The sequence below is a fragment of the Microcoleus sp. EPA2 genome (genome assembly GCA_020882975.1).
GTDB lineage: Bacteria > Cyanobacteriota > Cyanobacteriia > Cyanobacteriales > Microcoleaceae > Microcoleus.
Window position 1 is genome coordinate 21863 of sequence record JAHRFD010000020.1, and the last position, 16590, is coordinate 38452.

The 16590-nt window shown below is 44.6% G+C and carries 13 protein-coding genes and 1 CRISPR repeat array (1 of these 14 running past the window's edge); of the genes, 2 read left to right on the forward strand and 11 right to left on the reverse strand.

The features are described from left to right. A CRISPR array of direct repeats spans positions 1–444; the repeat unit is 36 nt; unit sequence GTGCTCAACGCCTTACGGCATCAAAGGTTTAATCAC; it begins 1301 nt to the left of the window's first position. A gap of 266 nt (positions 445–710) precedes the next feature. From cas2 to AAFP14_RS17555, 9 genes are all read right to left on the reverse strand, one after another. Then, positions 711–1004, reverse strand: a complete 294-nt coding sequence (cas2, locus tag AAFP14_RS17515; protein WP_340523593.1) for a CRISPR-associated endonuclease Cas2 — start codon at positions 1002–1004, stop codon at positions 711–713. 9 nt (positions 1005–1013) lie between these two features. Next, entirely contained in the window at positions 1014–2681 is a 1668-nt protein-coding gene (locus AAFP14_RS17520; RefSeq protein WP_341733517.1) for a type I-MYXAN CRISPR-associated endonuclease Cas4/Cas1, read from the reverse strand. A gap of 176 nt (positions 2682–2857) precedes the next feature. After that, positions 2858–3547 carry a type I-MYXAN CRISPR-associated protein Cas5/Cmx5/DevS gene (cas5, locus tag AAFP14_RS17525; RefSeq protein WP_341733518.1) on the reverse strand — a complete coding sequence of 230 codons (690 nt, stop codon included), beginning with the start codon at positions 3545–3547 and terminating at the stop codon, positions 2858–2860. A gap of 18 nt (positions 3548–3565) precedes the next feature. Continuing rightward, a complete protein-coding gene (locus AAFP14_RS17530) occupies positions 3566–4447 on the reverse strand; it encodes a type I-B CRISPR-associated protein Cas7/Cst2/DevR (protein WP_341733519.1) in 882 nt (293 codons plus the stop codon). A 33-nt stretch (positions 4448–4480) separates the two neighbouring features. Then, the gene (gene cmx8, locus AAFP14_RS17535; protein ID WP_341733520.1) at positions 4481–6166 is read right to left on the reverse strand and encodes a type I-MYXAN CRISPR-associated protein Cmx8; all 1686 of its coding nucleotides are present in this window, start codon (positions 6164–6166) and stop codon (positions 4481–4483) included. Continuing rightward, complete coding sequence (gene cas3 / locus AAFP14_RS17540; RefSeq protein ID WP_341733521.1) at positions 6159–8561, reverse strand: CRISPR-associated helicase Cas3'; 2403 nt, start codon at positions 8559–8561, stop codon at positions 6159–6161. Before cas3 ends, cmx8 begins: the two co-directional genes overlap by 8 nt. Then, on the reverse strand, positions 8554–9222 hold the full coding sequence (gene cas6 / locus AAFP14_RS17545; protein ID WP_341733522.1) for a type I-MYXAN CRISPR-associated protein Cas6/Cmx6: 669 nt from the start codon (positions 9220–9222) through the stop codon (positions 8554–8556). The genes cas3 and cas6 overlap by 8 nt, the downstream gene beginning before the upstream one ends. A 2-nt stretch (positions 9223–9224) precedes the next feature. Then, positions 9225–10208: a helix-turn-helix transcriptional regulator gene (locus AAFP14_RS17550; protein ID WP_341733523.1), complete on the reverse strand. Its 984-nt coding sequence runs from the start codon at positions 10206–10208 to the stop codon at positions 9225–9227. Positions 10209–10435: 227 nt separating this feature from the next. After that, complete coding sequence (locus AAFP14_RS17555) at positions 10436–11395, reverse strand: M48 family metallopeptidase (protein ID WP_341733524.1); 960 nt, start codon at positions 11393–11395, stop codon at positions 10436–10438. Positions 11396–11598: 203 nt separating this feature from the next. On the opposite strand from AAFP14_RS17555, the gene AAFP14_RS17560 reads away from it, so the two are divergent. Next, the gene (locus AAFP14_RS17560) at positions 11599–12150 is read left to right on the forward strand and encodes a 1,2-dihydroxy-3-keto-5-methylthiopentene dioxygenase (protein ID WP_341733577.1); all 552 of its coding nucleotides are present in this window, start codon (positions 11599–11601) and stop codon (positions 12148–12150) included. Between the two features lie 294 nt (positions 12151–12444). On the opposite strand, the gene AAFP14_RS17565 is transcribed toward AAFP14_RS17560, so the two are convergent. Further along, entirely contained in the window at positions 12445–14055 is a 1611-nt protein-coding gene (locus AAFP14_RS17565; RefSeq protein ID WP_341733525.1) for an NAD(P)/FAD-dependent oxidoreductase, read from the reverse strand. A 187-nt stretch (positions 14056–14242) separates the two neighbouring features. Between AAFP14_RS17565 and AAFP14_RS17570 the strand changes: the two genes are divergently transcribed. Beyond that, entirely contained in the window at positions 14243–14851 is a 609-nt protein-coding gene (locus tag AAFP14_RS17570) for a chorismate lyase (protein WP_341733526.1), read from the forward strand. A gap of 125 nt (positions 14852–14976) precedes the next feature. Here AAFP14_RS17570 and AAFP14_RS17575 read toward each other — a convergent pair whose 3' ends face one another. Next, positions 14977–16281 carry a cytochrome P450 gene (locus tag AAFP14_RS17575; protein WP_341733527.1) on the reverse strand — a complete coding sequence of 435 codons (1305 nt, stop codon included), beginning with the start codon at positions 16279–16281 and terminating at the stop codon, positions 14977–14979. Positions 16282–16590 lie beyond the last annotated feature (309 nt).

Consider the following 16590-nt stretch of genomic DNA (forward strand, 5'->3'; position numbering starts at 1 on the left):
CGGCATCAAAGGTTTAATCACGTCCAGGTCAGGCTTCAAAATCAAGAAAATCAACGGTGCTCAACGCCTTACGGCATCAAAGGTTTAATCACCCCGTCCGGGATATCTTTAGCTCCAAACTTCGACGTGCTCAACGCCTTACGGCATCAAAGGTTTAATCACAATGGATATCCGCCAACCCCATTGTCGAATAGAAAGTGCTCAACGCCTTACGGCATCAAAGGTTTAATCACGAGGGCCAGGGGCAGAAACAATTTCACAGTTAATGTGCTCAACGCCTTACGGCATCAAAGGTTTAATCACGAAAAACTGACAACCTGTCGCCAAGTACCCCTAAGTGCTCAACGCCTTACGGCATCAAAGGTTTAATCACATAACGCGATCGCGCAAATCATCCTCCAACCAGTCGTGCTCAACGCCTTACGGCATCAAAGGTTTAATCACAGCGGTTCCTGAAACCCTTATCAGATAACCATCCCTAGTCGATTTTACAAGCACCTCCCGCTTAATAGCAACAAAATCTCAAAAAAAGCCAAAAACTAGCCATAAAACCCAAATCCCAATTCCCTCAAACCCTTGCCCTGTCTAACATCCAGAGTTTTGCAAGCACCTCCCGAACCCTAAAAAAGGCTGAAACCTAGATAGGACAAGGGTTTGCAGCCATACAACCTCAAAAAAAAATTCCACAAGCAGAGGTGCTTGCATTTTCCTCAAACCAGCCGATAGGAATCTCCCAATGGGGGCCAAGCACCAGGGCGGTTGTAAGCACAAAGGGTACTCGCACACTGATGAGACAAACGGACAAGCAACAAACTATCCTCCGATGCCAACACCTTCTCCAACTCCCATCGCAACTTTTCTCGCTCCCGCTGACTCAGCCAAGCACGAAAAATCGAATATTGGATTCTTTCACCATAACCTTGCAGCAAGCTATAAGCCTTTCGCCAGCGTTTTTGGCAACGAATATCGTAGGTAATTAGATACCAATTTTTTGCTTCAGCCATTGTCACACCTCACCGCACAATCAATTGTGCAAATAAACCACCCTCACCCATCCATTCCTTTTCCAAAAGACGCACTTCTAACTCCAACAAACGACGATAGGTAAGAGCATAACCAGTCACAGGATGCTTCCAAGTTTCCTGCTTACGACCTTCGTATAACTCCACTATCCTGCGTCGCCCCGCGTCACTTAACCAAACTTGTTCTCCCCTCACCTCAAAATCAGTTTGGGGTTGCCATTGCCCTCGGTTAATTGAACCCATAACCACCATATCCACCAAAGGAACGCGGAAAATTTCCATCAAATCTAAGGCTAAAGGTGAGGCTTGAGAACGAGGTTGGTGATAGAAACCTAAAGCTGGTTCTAAACCCACACTGAGGATGGCATTCATCACATCTTTCAGGAGTAAAGCATAGCCAAAACTCAACAAAGCATTAAATCGATCCTTGGGCGGGCGACGGTTACGACCACAAAAATGCAACAGGGGAGAAACATCATTACCAATCAGATAAGGTAAGGCTCCAAAATATAGCGCAGCCAAGTTTCCTTCTAATCCTAATAAGTTTTCCAGACCTTTGGCTTTGGGAACTTGAGCCAGAACAATTTTCATTTGATTAATGGCTTTTTTTAGCTCCTCCGATCCTTCCTTGCCGCGTCCACCGCGCATTAAAAATTTGCGCTGTCCTTGACCCCGACAAATAACTAATTTTCGGGCTAATTCCAAACATTTTTCCGAATTACTCAGTGCTGCATATTGACGAATTCGACGCTGAATGCTACCACCACGAGCATCGAAACTTCCCACATAGCGTCCCCCGCCAGAAACAAAGTGAATTCCGATCGCCTGTTCGGTGCAAAAATACAAAGCTTGGGTGGAAATTTGGGAGAAACTATGGAGGACAATTTGACCGATTTGCCGGCCTGGTAGGATTTCTGTAGGCTGATGGCGGCGAGATATTTTGATTTGTTCTCCGCAGCGCCCTACTGCTGTTCCTGGTTCTAAAACATGAATAATTTGTCGTTCGTCGTCTTCAGGAAACAAGCGAATGGGCTGCCATTCTCGATTATGGGCAAGTCGAGCTTCTTCTGGCAAGCAAACTGGAGCAAGGGAGCAGCGGGTACAGAGGCGCTCGTTGTCGGTGACTGGTGGGCGACAGGGGGACTGGCGGAGCGATCGCGCTTGTTCTATAGCCTCTCTCACCGCAGTGCGCCCTGCATCATCAAGGGGGACGCGCACCATCACATTATCAGCGTGGTAGCGGATGCGCCCTTCTGGGACAGAAATACCCTTGGCTAATTCAATCAACCAAGCATAACTGAGAATTTGCAGGCGATCGCTCTCCCAAGCTTGGGGCTGATTATGTGCATCTCGGTGACAGCGCCCCCGTTTGTGCTCGTAGGGAATGGTTTCCCCATCGCGGGTGCGAAGGGCATCTAGGCGGCCGCGCAACCCCAATTCTTCACTTTCGAGGTACAATTCTTCCCACTCTTCATCCTCCTGTTTTTCCAGTTCTGCGTGCAGTCGGCGGCCAGCGAATACTGCCGCATCTTGGGTGTGGAGTTCTTCTACTTCTTCGAGGTAGAAAAGGCGGGGACAGTAGGCAAAAGCATGGAGGGCACAAACACGAATGGTGCTTTGTTTTGGGGGTAAAAAAGAGTCAATTTCAAGTGCTTGCATAGTGAAATCTGGCTAGAGTAATTTTTTTTCACCTGATGCTTGTTCAGGCTGAAATTACTTTAGCTATTTACCCCGGCAAAAAAACTTCCGCTTACCTGGAAGTTTTGGGAAATTTGATAGTAGGTAAGGTGTCACGGAATTGCATAGGCAATCCGATCGCTCGTAAAAGCCTCCGATTAATCTGGTTTCTTTGGTGTCCAAATCCAAGCATTCAAGGGTGGATAAATTGAGGGTTCCGAAATTGGCGCAAATAGATGGCTGGTTGTTTTGCTGTTATCAAGGCGATCGATACCAACGGTTAAACGTTGCGATCGCTTGCGTGGTTCTGAGTCAACTTCCATTTTTTCATACCAGTGGGTTAGCAGTGGGCTATCCATAACATCAATGCGATCGAACAGGAAGTTATTATCACCAGCAAAGGGCAAACCGTAGCGGCGATCGTTTAATTCGCCCCGCAATCCCTGACGGATGCGTTCAAATAGTCCTTCAAATTCACGAATACCGATGATAATATCCAGTCCAACAATTAACTCTCGCCGCACAGGAACTATCCAATATTTTGCTCCATGAGTTTTTTCTTTAAGTTCCTTACCAGAAGAGCCAACTGGATAACTATGAAGTTGTTGATAAAGCGTAGAAATCTCACTTTCTGAACCATCAACGGCTCCAATTGCTAATTCTAAATGTGGAATATCTTGACGGATTTGAGTTGTTACTTGCTCCAACCCAGTTCGCATTTCAATTCCCGCCAGATTTAAGACTAAGCCTAATGCAGCAGAAGGGGGCATTACAGGCATAGTTGAGCGATAAACTCCCGCCTGAAAACCACGATAGGCCGCAAAGGGCGCACGAACACGCAACCACATACAATTCATTGGATTTTTTTAACCTAAAAAGTCATTAGCAAGGTCAATTATCAACTTTTGGGGATTTTCGTACAGCTTTGCACCAGCATCCTGTAGGTGTTTTCGTTGTTCTGCTTTCATATTACGAATAATCTCGCCACCAATCCAAAATTCCTCAGCAGGTAGGTCTTCAGAATGCAGCCGAGATAATTCGTTAAAGTTTCCAGTTTCATCAAATCCATAGGTGTTAAAACCTGCTATCAGGCAAGGAGTGAGACGTGCAACAAGGCTTTTAGGAGCCATTTCGTAATAACTGCGTGCGTGTCCACCAGCAACATTAGAAAGCTCACCAATTGCTTTTAGTAATGGCTTCACCCATTCAGGCTTTTCTTTACAGTCATTGTAAGCAAGAGCAAAAGGATACTGATAGGCTGTATGGGAAATTTCCCGGTGCAAAAGTGCTGACTTAGCGGAATTTTTCCAAGGGCTAGAGCCGGCATTCATGGGAGATTGATGGAAAGTGGCATCAAAGCGATAAGGAGTCACTGCCACAGCCATATTCATTCGCAAAATGCTATCTCTTTTTGGCAGCATCCCTTTATTTTTCTTGATGGCCTCATTATCAGCAACCATGAAGCCAAACAGAAAATCATCAGCAAACTTGCTGGCATTTGGAAATTCTTTAAATTCGACTGCAAGCTGATCTTGGTCGTGTAGACGCTTACGATTACAGGGTAATCCTGCCTCAATCAACATTTCCCGTAAAGCATTACGCATGGATTCAGGACTAATGACTGTATGTTCTTTTGCTCCCTTGGCAATCTTCTGAAGAACAGTACGGTTTTCTTCGCTTTCGCCACGATAGTTAGAACTTGGAGCCGCATAGGTAAGAACGGTGGCAAATAAATTTTTGTTAGGCATAGATTCAGTTTTTCCTTGAAGGTAAATTGACAGTTAGCTGTTGGCAGATAGAGCAAGTAAAGTTATAGTCCGAACCTCGTCAGTTTTTTCGTATAAATCTTGGGTGAGTTGCACGAAATGTTCCTCTTTCATGTACTGAGGAACCGAGCAAATGGTACACGCAAAATAGTTAATGAATTCACTTGTTTCGGTACGGCTTCGGATATCAAGAAAAGCAGATTTAGCGATTTTGGCTTTCTTTTCATTGAATTCTTGATAATCTCGAAGTTTATCTAATTTTTCTCTGCCCTCCTTAGTTTTTCGTAAATTAGTCCACTCCGATTTCCACTCAAGACCATGCTTAGTATTGAGTTTGCGAGTGACATAGGTCCGCACGAGTCGCAGAATTAGCTTTTGACGGCTGTATTCTGGCAAGTCTGATTCTTCAGGTATTTCCAATGTTTCTTCAGTCATATCTCCTACCTCATATTTGAATGATTCGCGTGAGTCGTGACGGAAATAATCATTTTCCATCGTTTGCTCGTAGGGAATGGTACACAGGAGCGAATCAAATCCTGTATACCAAGGTTTTCTGCTGACATGATTAAGCAATCTTTGTCTGCGAAAAATTGCACTCCATAGACTTTCTCGAATTTCACGATACTTATCTATCCATTCTTGTTCAGGTGGATCGAGTCGTGTTGTACCGAGAATTCTCACGTTATTTCCCTGTTTGTCGGCATGAATAACATCGACACCTAAAACTATGTCGCCAATTCCCGTTTCAAGTCGCGAAACACGATCGCGCAACCGACGAATTACATCCAATGCGCCCTCAACTGCCAAATCAACAACTGCTTCTCGTGGGCGATAACCTGTGACTTCGTTACCTCGCCCTTGGAGTAGTTGAGGAAACTCATCACAGAAAGTCTTTAGTTGGGAAATATCGGGAATGGCGATCGCATAACCCACAAATTCGCGATTCCCTTCGTTGTCAATAACAGCAGGCACATAGATTGAAGCAGCAAATACCCAAAAATGCAGTAGGAATTGATATCTAGCTCGATCTTTGAATGGGACATTTTCCGGGTTGCTTGCCTGGGCTCCTAAATAGTAGGTACTTGGTAGATTAACTGTAAACTCAGCAGGTTGCAACAGTTCCTTCCAAATTTTGTCGGCATCTTCGGTATAGTTGCCGTTTGCTCTTGATTCGTAGGGTGTGCGAGTGGTGGCAACACCTCGTAAAGTTCTCCAAAGCATATCCCGCCAAAGTTTGATCCATCTACCGCGATCGCCTTCAGGATCGGCATCAGCGATAAATGCCCCTTTTGGCACAACGCTCTGATAAATATAGACCTTTTTCTTGATCGGATTTCCCTTTTTATCAACCTCATTCTTTTCCTCTTCTCTCAAGTACGGAATTACTTCTTTTGTTCGAGAATTTTTGAGGACTTGCGCTCTTTCTTGTTCTTCCCAACTTGCTGCATAAACTTCATTGAGTAGTGCTTGTAAACCTAACTGATTAATTCGCAAAGTTGCTCCGCGATCGCTCAAATTATCAATCTCGCAAATAGCAGAACCATCTTGTTTCCAGTGTTCAAAACGATGTAACCATCGTACCATTAAAACTAATCCTGCTAAACCCGATCGATGCTGAGAAGAAGACAACTCAGCCAGTGTATAATCGAGCGTCAGTGTATCTGTTTCTAATACGGCTTGTTTAGCTCCTTTTTTAGCCAAGATCCACCTCCTCTAATGGTTTGGTTTGAAATCCCGATCGCTCGTCGTAATGTCCTTCCCACTCAGCAACCCTTAAATACCTTGGTAGCCAACTTGGGCGATCGCCTGTGGCCCATTTCTCAGGTACATTAATTTTGTATCCGTCATAGGGTTTACGGGCTTTGAACAGTGCTTCCACCTCATCCAGATCGCGATCTAGAATACAAGGAACAGCATAGTCATCCGTATCTCTAAAGCTACCCATTCTAGCAAAGTAGCCACTTGTAAAGAAAGCGGGAAGTGTATCTGCATTGCGTTCTTCCCTGGCGTATCTTTCCATTGCATCAGCTAGTCTTTTTTGACTAATATCACCATCACCTAAATCGTTAATAAACTTTCTAGCAGCCTCTAATTCTTCACGATTATATGGCAAAGCCTTCGGAGGCTCATAAATATGCAGTGCACCACGAAAATTGGCTTCTCTAACTAAATGACGGTTAGCCCGTCCAAAGCGCTGAACTAGGGAAGGAATGGGAGCAAATTCGGTAATTAAAACATCAGCATCAAGATCGAGAGACATTTCACAAACTTGCGTAGTTACAGCGATAGCTTGTTTCCGTTGTCCATGTTGTTGGAACGCAAATGCCTCCACCGTTTCTGTATGAACTTTCTGTCGATCGGTTAATCGAAATCGGCTATGATATGTCAAAACTTCTACCTTTAGTTCCTCCTTTAGCTTTTGTGAGATAGCCAGACAGCGATCGACTGTATTCACAACCCATAAAACTCGCTCACCCTGGCTATAAGCCTGTTTAGCTTTGGTGAACGCACTGGTAAAGTTATCTACAGGTTCAAGTCGATATCGGGGATGATTTTCTTTATTTTCAAGGTCTTTCAAGTTTTCGCGATCGCTTGTTGTTGGATATACTTTTAATCCAGCTTCCACTAACTCATTTTTTCGACAAGTCGGTAATGTTGCTGTCATACACAAAACCGGTAGATCGAAATGTTTGAGAAATGCAATTAAGCTATCAAACATTTTGCGATCGAAACTGTGGATTTCATCAATAATTAGCACGCTATCCGCTAAAGCAGGTAACAAGCAAATCCCACCATAATTATGTTCCATGAAACCCAGAAATTGATCCACCGTTGCGCTAAAATATCGTCGCGACCAAAAGCCTAATGAAAATAGACGCTCTTCAGTGGTGAAGTCTTTTTCTTTCATTGAGTCGGGTGGATTTTGTGCGATCGCTTCCAGTTCATAACGCGCTGTTCCTGTCACCAGTGCTGCATCGGCTTCTGGTGCCCAACTCACGTAATCTTTAAAGCCTTCCGTTGCTGTTCCCCTTGTAGGATAGAGAAAAATTACCTTTCCTACTTTATAATGATTGACCTGCTCTTGTGCCCATTTCCAAGCAGCGAAGGTTTTTCCAGCAGCGCAAGCAGCTAATAACAAAACTTTTGAACCTTGTTTCGCAATTTGCTTCTGAAATGTATGAATAATTTCATCTTGCAGCACCTGTAGTTGTTCTGTATTATTTGCTGCCAAGAACTTTTTAAGATCGAAAGGTTTATTCTTTAGTCTGGCATCAATTTTACCAATAATAGGATTAATGATTGCAGTAAGTATTTCAGAGTTGGCAATTGCTTCACTATGTACAACTTCTTCAATCCATTCCTCAATTTCCTTCCCTTCTCGCACCAATCCTGAAGCCGCCGCATCAGAAACAATTAACCCAGCTTTAACAGCCAAAAGAAGGCTCCTTCGCTCATCGTTTAGATTGCGTTTCAACTGTTTAGCAGCTTTCATGCCATCTTCCCATGCTTTACCCCAGATAGTATCTTGGGAGAAGGTAGCGATCGCGATTTCCGGTGGATGATCCAGAGAAGCAATTCGCGCAATTTCTTGTAAGGTGACTTTTATCTCATCATGTAGTAGGTAAAGCTTAACTGGTTTGTTGCGAGTGCCTTTGGATGGGGCAGCCCATTGTCGATCGCCTGTTTCCGCAGCCTTCAAATGATGGGACAAAACCGCCGCTGTAATCACTTCTACATCTAAAGATGAGTTTTTTTGTAACCAAGAACGGACTTGCTTTAAATGCAATACCAGTGCGCTGATATGCTCATGTCTGAAAGTTTGATTGCATCCCTCAGATACAGCTTTGTAAAATTCCTCATTTGCCTTACCAATGTCATGTAATAAGGCTGCTACTCGCAAATTTAACAAGAATTTCTCTTGTGCTTCAGTGCCTTGAATCTTGAAAAATCTACACCAATTTTGTCCCCACCTGCCATCGAGCCGGAAGATTTGTAAAGCACATTTTGCCGTATCTTCTAGGTGCTTTTTAAGAGTAATAGGCGGCTTGTCCCCACGCTGACTTTTTGCCAATAAATGCTCAGGTAGATTAGACATTATCAAATCTCCATGCACGGGGCAAAGCGTTGAAAATTCCACAACCCATACGATGTTTTCCACCCAATCCTAAAGCCTGTAATTTAATAGAATCATACTCATTGAGTTCCGTTACTTCTAAACTAAAACCCACTACTGAAAACGTTTTAACTTTAATGGCTTTCCGACTAAGTTCTCCCTCTTCATTCAGGGGAATTGTCAAATTACCTTGAATTTGTAAATCATCCAGTTGCCGTTTGGCTGCTACCAAAAAATTATCTGGTTCTTGGAATCCCTTAATAATCACAATGCGCGATCGCAATCTCGGTGCAGGTTGCAATACAAAAATTTGCGGGATTCCTAGCCGAATCGCGTGCTTACCAATGGTTAATTGCTTGCCAGCTAAGGGATACACCAACGGCACTTTGTCCCCCGGTAGGCGGATTTTCAATTGAGAGCGATCGCTTAAATGAATCACCCCCTGCTTATCAGGAATTCCCTGAATGGTTTGAATACTCACGCCTGCTAAATTGTGAAGTTCCTTTTGACAGTGTGCGATCGCAGAATACAAACCATACCCATGATCCGCCGGTAAAGTTTGACCGATGACGCTAAAACACAACTCTACATAAGGCAAACTATTATCTTGTTGTTGCTCGCGATCGCATTCAGTGACTACCATAACTAGATGACTCCTGAAATATTATAATTGTTACTCATCCCTTCCACCTCGTCGCGCACCAACTGCACCAACTCCGGCGGACTTTTCACCCTCGCCCCTTTCCCATACCCCAACACCCACCGCTTGATCTCATTAAGTCCCCCCACTGTCATTCTCAATGTCACCGCCCCATCGGGATGTTGTTCAATTTCCTGGGTTGAATGCCATCGCCTCTCCCAGATATAGGGTGCTGTGGGCGGATCGAACCAAATGACTACCTCCACCGGTTTACCATCTCCTACCTCAGCTTGAAAAATCCGATCCAGATGTTCTTGAGCATTAAATGTGCGATCGCGCATAAATTTAGTATTAAGAATTTCTAAGCTTTGAATGCGATCGACTCGAAACCACCTAATAGCTTGGCGTTGTTGACAAAATCCAATTACATAAGGGTTGGTTCCTCGGTAAATATGCAGCAAATAAGGGTCTAGCACTCGTTCAGATGTAGCATTCCGACTTGCTGTGAAATAACACATCCGAACTTGGTGAGATGTCCTAGAAGCTTCTAATAATTGATTCCAGATTTCCGGGTTAAGATAGTTTTCTACCCCATTTCTAAAAACGATCCGTTCATCGGCAATTCTTTGGAGATCGATCCAAGTTTGTTCGGGCAATCTTTCACTCAATCGCTCGATGGCCGATCGCAATTCTTTGGTATAAGTTGAACCTGAGTAAGCTTGCAACATTCTCGCTCCCAATGTCAGAGCAAATAATTCGCCTTGACTTAGAGAAATACTCGGCAAGCGCCAATCTGGATCGGTATAGTGAAACCCTTTTTGCCGATTGAAATTCAACGGGGCGCTGAACCGATCCCGCAAAAATGCCAAGTCATTACGGACTGTCCTTTCACTAACTTCTAAGGCTTCAGCAATTGTTGCTGTTGTTTGTCGCTGGGCTGTCCGTAATAGCTGGTCAATTTGCAACAATCTTTCTAAAAGACGAGACATAAACCTAATTTTCGCTGGGTTATCCTGATATTAGATAATCAAGTCGGCAAAAAACTTTCCGCCTTCACAAAAAAATTATCAAGTTTAACCTTAATAGGACTTACGCATGGGGCCCCAGAAACCGGGTTTTTTAGAGAATCTGTGGGTCAAAACGAAGTATTTTCGTCAAAAAACCCGGTTTCTTTGGTTGGGTGCGTAAGTCCTGTCCCAGCAGCCATGCTTCTACTTCAGCGGGATTTACGCCGATCGATCTCCCGTTGCAATTCCTCAATCTGACGCCGCAAAGCATCCGTCTCGCTGTTAGGCGCTTGGGATTTCACATCAACAGCACCCTCAGATACCGCCCGCTTGTAGTTCCCCAACTTGATTTGGCGATATTCCTCGGAACTTGCCCAATCTCGCAAATAGCGCAGACGTTCCACCGGAAACGGGTGACTGAGCATGGTGCCAGAGCCGCCGTTGTAGAGTAAAAATTTATACACTTGGTTGAGGTTGTCGCGATCGAGTTCTTGATAATTATCAGACTGACGGATAAATTCTTGCAAACTACATTCGCTAGCATATTTGCTACTAACTCCCGCCAGTTTCATCATTGTTTTCATCACACTATTCAAATCATCTGTGACTAACAATGCAGCCCTGTCTGCCGATAATTCCGCCTTGCGCCGCCACTCATAAAAAGCATAAATTAAACCGCTACTGACCATATTTCCCAAGCCGAAAGTCATCTCCCCAATGGTGGAAGCAACGCTCATTGCCCACATTGCCATTTGATTTAAAGTGGGATGACCGCATTTAATGTGTCCCAACTCATGAGCCAATACCACCTTAATTTCTGCCTCATCCAATAAATCCAAAAGACCAGTATTTAATACGACATAGGGCTGGTTTTTTCCCAGGGCATAGCTATTGACTGAGGGATTTTGAGAAACAAACAAACCGGGTTCTGGAAAAACATCTAAATCCTGCAAACATTCCCGAAAAATGTGATAGATGCTGGCATATTGGCGCGGCCCGACTTGAATGCTATTTCCCATCAGGTAAACAAATTGGGGTCGTTCGTAGACAAACTCTACAAATTTGTTAGCAATTAAGTCAAATCCAGGTACGCTGCGCAATGCTGCTTCGGCTTGGCGATCGAGGGGATGCTGAAAAGCTTCGCTAGAAATTCCAGTATAAGTAGGCATAGTTGTTGCAAAAGTTACATTTAAGATGTCAGTGTTGCCGATCGCACCAGTTGCTAGCAGGCATCTGACTTATCAATCTTATTGTGACAAATATTGAACTTTTGTGGAACAGGCATCTTAACGTTAAAATATGATTCTCATACCAGTGCGATCGACCAACATCTTTCGATGTGTCTGTTAATCAAAAATTAAAACCTAAAAAAATGGCTATCCTGCGACTCGAAGACGGTACAACCTACACTCAACTGAGCGATATTACGCGCGAACTCGCTCCCTTAAAAATTAAACTCAACAGTTGGCCCGTGGGAGACAACCCAGAAATGCGGGAATTGCTAGCGAAAGATGCTCTTGACGACAATCAAAAAGAACAAGTGCTGCAAGCTTTAGATGGCTACTTTGAACAACTGAAAGAAACCGCAGGCTATCAGTCGCGAGACTTGATTGTGCTGCACCCAGAGATTCCCAACCTCGACACTCTGCTTTCTAAATTCGACAAGTGCCATATTCACGCTGACGATGAAGTGCGCTATATCGTAGCAGGAGAGGGAATTTTCGGTTTTGTGCGTCCCGACGGTAGTCAAGTGGAAGTGACTGTGCAGCCTGAAGAATTTATCAACGTGCCGGCGAATACAGAACATTGGTTTTATTTGACAGCAGCCCGGAAGGTGAAAGCTGTGCGATATTTTACCACTACGACTGGTTGGACACCGGAATATACGGATACGGAAATTCGATCGCGCTTAGCTACTGTTTGAACAGAGTTGACGGTTGACAGTGGACAGTTGACGGCTCAATCCCGGTAGGGACACTCCACCGTGCCCGTCAGAGTGTCAACTTAACATCAAACCGACAGTCCGGCAGGGGTTGAAACCCCTGCCGATGGAGCGCAAGTCCTCGCTCAAGAGGACTGATGAGTTCTTGAGTCCTCTTTGAGAGGACTTTCGCTATTAGACAGGGAATTCATTCCCTGGCGGACTGCCGGGTGGGCGCGAGAACTGGTGGACTAACGGCTTAAGTTGATACCAATGGGCTCTTGGAGTGTCCCTTCATCAACCTGAAATACGCAAAATACTCAAAGCAACCGCCTCAGCAACCTTAATTCCATCAATCCCCGCAGATAAAATTCCACCTGCATATCCCGCACCTTCCCCAGCCGGATAAAGGCCTTGAGTATTCAAACTCTGATAATCTTCCTTGCGTTTAATCCGAATCGGCGAAGAAGTGCGGGTTTCTACTCCAGTCAAGACGGCATCATTCATCGCAAATCCTTTAATTTGTTTGTCAAAAGCTGGAAGTGCTTCGCGGATCGCGGCGATCGCATAATCTGGTAAACTTCCACTCAAATCAGTCAAATGAACTCCAGGCGTATAAGAAGGGTGAACAGCGCCTAACACTGTCGAAGGTCGATTCGCCAAAAAATCCCCCACAAGCTGTCCTGGGGCATTGTAAGTGCCACCTCCTAACTCAAATGCCCGCTCTTCTAGGCGACGTTGAAACTCAATTCCCGCCAAAGGATGACCGGGATAATCAGACGGTGTAATCCCCACCACAATCCCACTATTGGCATTACGTTCGTTGCGGGAATATTGACTCATCCCATTAGTGACAAGTCGCCCTGGTTCCGAGGCTGCGGCCACCACCAATCCACCGGGACACATACAGAAGCTATAGACAGAACGACCATTTTGGCAATGGTGAACCAGTTTGTAGTCGGCGGCACCCAAAAGTTTATGGCCGGCGCGATCGCCAAAACGACAGCGATCGATAATAGTTTGGGGATGTTCCACCCGAAAACCAATGGAAAATGGTTTGGCTTCGATGTAAACCCCGCGGGAAAACAACATTTCAAAAGTATCGCGGGCGCTATGTCCCACGGCCAGAACTATATAATTACTAGCAATATATTCTCCATTTGCGAGGGTAAGTCCCTGGACTTTGCCATTTTCGATGTGAATATCTGTCACACGAGTTTGAAACCGGATTTCACCGCCTAAAGATTCTATTTTGGCACGGATACTTTGGACAATTCCCACCAGTTTAAAAGTACCGATATGGGGTTTATTGATATATAAAATTTCTGGTGAAGCTCCCGCATTCACAAGTTCTGTCAACACTTTGCGTCCATAATGTTGGGGATCTTTAACTTGGCTGTAGAGTTTGCCATCGGAAAAAGTCCCCGCGCCTCCTTCCCCAAACTGGGCGTTAGATTCTGGGTTGAATTCGGTTTTTTTCTTCCAAAATCCAAAGGTATCAACGGTGCGATCGCGCACAGCTTTACCACGTTCTAACAGGATAGGGCGAAACCCCATTTGTGCTAGCATCAGCCCTGCAAACATCCCGCAAGGCCCTGTGCCAATGACAATGGGGCGAATCGTCAAATTTTGGGGAGCTTGGGCTACATAGCGATAACTCATGTCTGGCGTTACCATCACATGAGGGTCTTTTTTGAGGCGCTCCAAAATTTGTGTTTCCTGTGTCGTTTCCACATCGACAATATAGACAAGCAGGATTTCTGGTTTTTTACGAGCATCGTAGCTGCGTTTGAAGATGGAATAGCTAAGCAATTCTTGGGGTGGAATTTGCAGCTTTTTGAGAATGCTGTCGGCGATCGCATCTACTGGATGATCGAGGGGGAGTTTTATTTCAGTTATTCTTAACATATAGCAGAAGGAAGAAGGAAGAAGGAATAATTCACCCCCCCCTGCCCCCCCCAAGGGGGGAAATTCAGGAAGAAGGAAACAGGAAGAAGGAAACAGGAAGAATAAAAATCTCGAATCGACTTGAGATTATAGATTTTAGATTAGAGAAACGTTATAATAAACAAAAAATTAAGTTTTGTAAAGACCCTTGACTGCAACATTCACACCGAAAAACAGCCGAACTTGGCACGCTCTCAACCCCCTGTGGCAAGGAGCAGAAGACGCAGTACAGAAGGGTTTACCCCACACCAAGCTAGCACCAGCATGGCAAATACTGCTCCTTGGCGACGGTTCCCCCACCCGTCACCTGCAACTGCTGACTGGGGAACCCACAGAAGTTGATGTGATTGATATGTCCTTAGTGGGTGCAGATGCAGATGGCGCGCCGGAACAGATTGTGGTGGTTCCGGGGCCACATCTGCGCCGACAAGTGTGGCTGCGGACTGCTTCGGGACAGCGTTTGGCCTATGCAGCTTCTTGGTGGGAAGCGAGTCACGTAGATGAATATTTGCAAAATAAATCTTTGCCAATTTGGGCAAGTTTAGCACGGCTGCGGACGGAATTGTATCGGGATGTGCAAGGCATTTATTTGGGTAATTCGGCTGCTTTGGAATCAGCGTTTGAACAGTCGGGACCTTTTTGGGGGCGACACTATTTGTTTTGGCATCATGGTAAGCCGCTGACTCTGATTTATGAGGTGTTTTCTCCTTATTTAACTAAGTATTTGGGGTCGATGCAATTGGATGTTGATTCATAAAATGCGATCGCTCTTAGAGATCCTTGTTAGATCGAATCCGTTGACCTAAATTCCTTGTTCGAGCGACCGCGAAGACGCGAAGGACACAAAGAAGAAGAGAAAGATAGGTCGGGGTTCTGCCTCTTCTACTTTTTTATAGTTGTTCGCTGAAATTTGACTTGCAAACCGTCGCGGGGATGGGGAGTTGGTACTCTGATTAAATTCAAATCTTGATTTGGTAAAAGCTCCCAGTCGCACTCCCGAATCATCGTTGCTGCAAACAATTTCATTTCTAAGCGGGCAAATTCTTTGCCCAAACATTCTCGCAAACCGCCGCCAAATGGTACGTAGCTGAAAGGTTTAGCCGATCGCTCGGAGTTAAATCGATCGGGATTGAAGCGATCGGGTTCAGGATAAACTGTGGCATCTTGATGGGTTTGATTGATTTCGTAAAGTACGCTCCAACCTTTAGGAATTTCATAGCCGCCGAACTCACAAGCATTAATTACTGTCCGAAAACCACCTCCCACTGGTGGCACCAAACGCAGCACTTCTCGCAGTACCTGTTCTAAATAGGTCATTTGTTTGAGTTGCTCTAAGGTTAGCGGTTCTGTAGGGGGGAACTGCTGTTGTTCGGCTCGTACTTTTGCCATCACGTCGGGGTGTTGAGCTAACAGAAGACAAAAAGAGGCGATCGCCGAAGTTAGAGTTTCGTGTCCCGCAAACAACAGCAGCAGCACTTGGTCTTTTAACTCCTCCACACTCAAACTATTTCCCTCATCATCGCGAGCCGAAATTAGCAAACCTAAAGCATCATTGCCACCGGGGATTCCTTGTTGGCGATCGCGAATAATCTTTTCCAGTTCTGCTAACAGTAACTTTCTGGCATTTTTAGCTTTGCCAAACCGAGTAAAAGGCAAATCTAAAGGGATAGAAAATAAACCATTACACCAAGTTTCAAAATAATGTCCCAGCGGTTTTTCTGAACCACTATCTATCCCAACTAACAACTTACACGCCACATCAAAAGTATAATTTCTCAGTTCTGGATACCAGGCAAACTCGCTCATTTGTCCCCACTTTTCCAAATAGCGCTGAGTGATATCTTCCATAGCCTCAATGTACCCAGCCAGGGCCCGTGGTTGAAATGCTTGGTATAGCAACTTGCGCCGATTTTGGTGGTCAGCACCAGTTTGCAGCGCCAAGGAAAGTGGCCCTAAAAGTGCTTTCGTGCTGGGAGGCCAACTCACCACAAAATATTGGTTTTCGTGGCTTAAAACGAACAAATTCGCCTCCTGACCGCACATAAAGACTGTAGGCTGTCCGAAAATGCTGGTTTTGAAAATATTTCCGTACTGCTGGTGGCGTTTTTTGGCAAATTGCGAATCTCGCAAAAAGTTGAGTGTATCGCCCATGAGTGGTAAACCGAAACTGCCAGGAGGTAATGCCATTTTAGATTGTAGATTTTAGATGGAAGTAAAGGGAATGGGGAATGGGGAATGAGGAATGGGGAATTGGTAGCAACTAACCAATAACCAATAACTAATGACTAATGACTAATGACTAATGACTAATGACTAATAACTAACAACTAATGACTAATAACTAACAACTAATAACTAACAACTAATAACTAATGACTAATGACTAATAACTAATAACTAACAACTAACAACTAACAACTAACAACTAATAACTAATGACTAACAACTAATGACTAACAACTAACAACTAACAACTAACAACTAACAACTAATAAC